4 protein-coding genes and 1 pseudogene are annotated in these 5,010 nt (G+C 59.1%); 2 read left to right on the top strand and 3 right to left on the bottom strand.

Annotated elements, in window-relative coordinates:
• A pseudogene (locus E1N52_RS42895) lies at positions 1-222 on the bottom strand (IS110 family transposase); the annotation flags it as partial.
• Between the two features lie 109 nt (positions 223-331).
• Positions 332-1,999, bottom strand: coding sequence for a phage integrase family protein (locus tag E1N52_RS42890; protein ID WP_133191113.1), 1,668 nt, complete (start codon positions 1,997-1,999; stop codon positions 332-334).
• A 273-nt stretch (positions 2,000-2,272) separates the two neighbouring features.
• Here E1N52_RS42890 and E1N52_RS42885 point away from each other — a divergent pair, with 273 nt between their 5' ends.
• Entirely contained in the window at positions 2,273-3,844 is a 1,572-nt protein-coding gene (locus E1N52_RS42885) for a serine hydrolase domain-containing protein (protein ID WP_205965774.1), read from the top strand.
• 355 nt (positions 3,845-4,199) lie between these two features.
• Here the strand turns inward: E1N52_RS42885 and E1N52_RS42880 are convergent, their stop codons facing one another.
• Positions 4,200-4,631 carry a Type 1 glutamine amidotransferase-like domain-containing protein gene (locus tag E1N52_RS42880; RefSeq protein WP_246089468.1) on the bottom strand — a complete coding sequence of 144 codons (432 nt, stop codon included), beginning with the start codon at positions 4,629-4,631 and terminating at the stop codon, positions 4,200-4,202.
• A gap of 147 nt (positions 4,632-4,778) precedes the next feature.
• Between E1N52_RS42880 and E1N52_RS42875 the strand changes: the two genes are divergently transcribed.
• Positions 4,779-5,010 (top strand): transposase (locus tag E1N52_RS42875; RefSeq protein WP_133191111.1); only part of this gene is annotated, 232 nt, incomplete at its 3' end.

Raw genomic sequence — 5,010 nt, 5'->3', positions numbered from 1 at the left:
AAGTTTGACCTGGTGGCCGAATGTGGACAGCTTGCGCGCCATGTGATGAGAGCCGGCGCACGCTTCCATGACGATGATGCAGACCTCGTACGTCGCGAAGAATTCAAACAGTTGCTTACGCCCCAGCTTCTTGCGAAACACGGCCTTGCCGTTCCGGTCCTGACCGTGAAGGTGAAAGGAATGCTTGCCAAGATCGATTCCAACGAGCATCGCGTGGTCCATTATGGTCTCCGGTTCCGAGTGAGCTCTGTCAGCGTAACTTATTCGGTAAGGTGGGGCGGACCATGTCATTAGTTGTGTCTAAATTGCAAGCATAGTTGTGTCTATCGGCTCAGGGCGTCCCGAAAGCTTCGTCCAGTTGCCGTGCGCGCCGGACCTCGTCTCCATGCAGGTAAATGGACGTGGTGGCGATCGACGCGTGGCGCAGGTTGTCCCGCACCGTCACCAGTTCGGCGCCGTGCGCAAGCGCATGCGAGGCGTGCGTGTGCCGCAGCCAGTGCGGGCTTGCCCGCCGCAACTTCCCGGCGAGCGCCGGCCGGTCCGCTTCGACCACATGCGCGGCCAGCAGGAAGAAGCGGCGCAGGATGCGCCAGAGCCGCAGGCTCGTGATCGGTGCCCCTTTGTTGTCCAGACCCGCGACGATGGGCGTGCCGGGCGTCCATCGCTCGGGCGTGACAGGAAGATCGCGCTGAAGCAAGTAGTGGGTCAGCGCACGACGCGCAAGAGGAGGCAGCCCCACCTTGGCGGCCTTCTCCCCCTTGCCATTCACATGGAGCCAGTGGTCTCCGCGCTCATCCGTTCTGATGTCGTTCAGTCGGGCATCTACGAGTTCACCAGCTCTCAGACCCGTGGCGTAGCCGAAGTCGAGCAGAAAGTGCAAACGCTGGGCGGCGGGCAGGCTCCAGCCGTATGACCATTCCAATGCGTCAGCGATCATGCGGACCGTCTGCCATTCGCTTGCGGAAAAGCTGTGGGACGCGTCGAGGTCGGCGGCCCGCGCGCGGCGGCGCACCCTGACACCCGCGAACGGGTTGGCAAACACGTAGCGCTGTTCGACAAGCCAGCGATACATCGCAGACAACACGGTCAGCGCGTACGCGGTGGAGCGCGGCGACAGGGCGGAGACGAAGGGGCGCCACTCGGCGCTGTGACGCGGTCGTGCCGGACCAGTCCAGCGGGCGTGTGGAACTGGTCGCCGCAGGAAGCTGCGGTACGCGATGGCGTCGTCTGTTGTCAGGGATGATAGGGCGCGGCCGCGTTCGACGATCGCCCAGAGCATCAGTCGTTCCGCTTCCTTGCGGTAGGCACGATGAGTCCCGGGCGTGTCACGCAGCGAAAGCCACGACTGCACCGCCTCATAGTCATTGGTCGCATTTAGCAGGCAGGCTGTCTGGGGTGCACGGAATTGTCCGCGGGTACCGTTCAGCTTCTCCGGTACACGCAGCGTTTCCCATGGTGCCAACGGCGACGCGGCAAGTGCTGCGTAGGCGCGCTCGCCAAGATCGGAGTGCGCGGCGAGGAAGGCCTCGATGTGGCCCGCCCCAGCCGCGCCGAGCCCCCGAACGGGTTCCCACCAGCGGCGGCGGAATCGTATGCGTACGACAAGATCCGCGATCGTGTGCAGTCCATGGGCCATCAGCGCTGCAACAATGCGCGGCGGCAGCCACATGCTCACAGGATCGGCGAGTGCTGGCAGGGGTAGCGGCAGCCTGCGCAGCGTTTCGATGGCGCGCGAGATGGATGGGCAGCCGCCTTGCGCGGGTTGTTCGAGGAAGGCCGCGGCGAGGTCGGGACGATTGCGCTCCCGAGCATAGGCGGCCAGACGTCGGCGGACGCGACCCAGCGCACTGCGAGCGGAAGCGTCCGTTACGCGTTGGTGGTCGAGATAGCGGGAAACCGCCTCACGCGCACCGACGCCTTCATACCGTCTTCGCAAAGCCGCAAGCTCGGCATCGCTGGGGAAGCGGGTGAGTGAGATATTGGGCGAGCGCGTCTGCATGACGATCTCCCTCGGGCGTCTTCGGTGCGGGCATGAAAAGCGGGTGGTTCAGTGTAGTGCGTATCTGCGTGCCATGCGACTTCGCCCGGACGGCAGGATGATTCTTTTGCAGTCGGCCGGGGAAGACATGCGATGCGTTGCCGGCGGCAAAAGGCAGTAGACGACCCACAACGGTCCATCGATATTCCCGCGAGCGGACATTCCGGTCAGTCGCCTAGGCCTCGAGACCTTGTTACGATAGGGGCCCGTCACTCTTTGCTGGAGTCGATGCTCATGCAGGTCAAACGACTTATCCATCTGAGTGCGATGCTGAAGCTATCGATTCTGTTGATCTTGGCTCACGGCGACGCGATTCATGCGCGAGACACGGTTAAACCGGTCTGGCCGACTCAAGCGTGGCTTAGTTCCACGGCGGAGGAGCAAGGCATGGATTCGGCGGCGCTCGCGAAGCTTGTCGCCTATGGAGAAAGCCACAGTTTTGACAGTCTCCTCGTGGTCCGTCACGGGCGAATTGTTACCGAGGCCTACTACGCTCCCTACACTGGGAATGTTCCGCATGAGATATTCTCTTCGACAAAAGCGATTACCGGCAGTCTTCTCGGGATGGTCTACAAGGACGGCCTACTCGACCGTCTCGATCACCCCATGCTGGATTTTTTCCCCGATCGCCGCATCGCCAATGTTGATGATAGAAAGAAAGAGATCACGGTTCAAAACCTTCTGGACATGACTTCTGGACTGGATTGGGATCAGGGGTTCATGGGCGGCAAGCAGCAATCACAGCAGGATATGAACCGAGCCTCCAATATGATTCAGTTCATTCTGGATCGTCCCATGGCGCATCCACCGGGAGAGGTTTTCAACTATAGCGACGGCAACGCGAATCTGATCTCCGCGATCATCACCACGCTTACGGGCAAGCCTGCTGAGGATTACGCACGAGAAAAGCTTTTTACTCCGTTAGGTATCGTTGATTGGCACTGGGACCGCGATCCCCAAGAGCTCACAATCGGGAACGGCATGCTGTTCTTACTGCCGCGCGACATGGCGAAGATCGGCTATTTGTATTTGCACCATGGACAATGGGAGGGAAAACAACTGCTTCCACTCGGCTGGGCGGACGTTTTGAGCCACTCGCTAGTGAACATGCACGCACCGTACGATCCCACCCAGAGCTACTCGAATTTTATCTGGGTATTTCCCGACAAACGTGTGTACATGGCAAATGGCAAGGACGGCCAGTTAATCGTGGTGTTTCCCGATCTGGATATTGTTGTAGTGACTACCGCCAGAAAGCAGGTCCGGTATAACGCGCTGATCGACGCTGTTTCCGGTGCGGTGAAGTCCGAATCGGCGTTGCCGCCGAACGCCGATGCTGCCGAACAACTCTCCAATGCGATCAAAAACGCAGCAGTCGAAAAACCTACATCCGTCAGCGTCACACCCGAGATTGCCTCCGCCATCTCGGGGAAGCGCTACAGCTTTCCGGACAACAGCCTTGAGTTGCGGTCAATTACGCTATTCCTAACCGGCCCTCGCCCACATTTCAAGTACGAGCGGTATTTGAGTTATCCCGTCGGCGCTTCAGTCGAATACGACATACCAATTGGGCTCGACGGGTTTTATCGCAAAGGCTCACCCGCGCTTTTTGGCTCCTACCCGGGCCACGTCCCGGCCGCGAAAGGGTCTTGGTCGAACGGGTCGACCTTTGTGATCGACACGCAAGATATCGGATACGGGACACAGATTAAATATGTCTTATCATTCAGCGGCAAGAAGCTTAACTTCCGCCGCATCGACGAGGAAGGGTGGGAAATATCGATCAACGGCGAACAGGGCGATTGACCCGTGGAGAGACCAACTCTGCGGATCGTCAACGATCTTCACGTCAACGTCCAGTGACCGCAACTGGCCGCCTACTGCCCGATGCGTACGCCGGCAGGCGACCCGCAAGGGACATTTGCCGTTCCCGATACCGGTCATTCGCAACGGCGCGCTACAGGCCAACGATCTCGCTCCGCAAGCCGTCTATTACCAAAGCCTCGCCGTCTTTCAAGGTTTTATATGGCGTTTGGTGGCGTTCATAGAATGCGACCTCCTCACCGACCGCGCGCGACTCGGGATGATCGGACTGAAAGTGCACGACGAGGGAAAACGGCAAAATTCCAAGTCCGTCCCAGACCACTGCCGGATCGTATCCCTAAGGAACTTCGGTGGGGTCGCTGACGTAACCGAGCGCGCGCAGCGTGCTTGACGCGATGACTGCTGCTGCACTGAACCCCGAGTAGACGATCCTGTCACGTTCCAGCAGATCCGCTATCGCGACATCGAACCCGCTCTGCTTCATCGCCCTGCGAAGTATGAATGCGTTCCCACCGTTGACCCACACCACGTCGAGCTGCTTGAGTGTGTCGCCTATGCGATCAGGTTTTCCGAAGAATTGCCGAAGATCGAGTTCCTGCACCGCGAACCCAAGTGCTCGAAGTTTGATTGTCTGACTCTCCAGCCATTGCGCGCGCGCCACTTCGCGATGGTCAAGTGCGTTGACGACGATTGCCGCTCGCAATTGACCGCCGACCAAGCCGACGAGTTGTTCTGGTCTGGTGCCTACATCGAAGGACGAAAGGTACATGCGCACAGCAAAGTCTCCGATGAACTCAGAATTTTCTTGGATTGCCCACGAAATGGATTACTTCCTCGGACGTCGCTTGCTGGCCGAGGCCGTGTGAAAACGCATGGATCGCCTAAACTGAATCAACGCATGGTTACCGGGTGATTCATGAAGCGATTCGTTGAAGGCGATGACCGCAAGCAGGTCGCATTACTTCCCGAATGCGTCGATGACTACATCGGGCAGGACAATCCGGTCCGGGTCATCGATGCCTTCGTCGATGAATTAGATCTTGCGGAACTTGGTTTCAACGGTACCACGCCAGCAGCCACGGGTCGTCCGTCCTACCATCCGGGCGTGATGCTCAAGATCTACGTCTATGGATATCTGAACAGGGTGC

This window comes from Paraburkholderia guartelaensis, from assembly GCF_004353905.1.
GTDB classification, from domain to species: domain Bacteria; phylum Pseudomonadota; class Gammaproteobacteria; order Burkholderiales; family Burkholderiaceae; genus Paraburkholderia; species Paraburkholderia guartelaensis.
The sequence above is the reverse complement of the archived record's forward strand: the minus strand, read 5'-3'. Positions and strand labels throughout refer to the sequence as shown.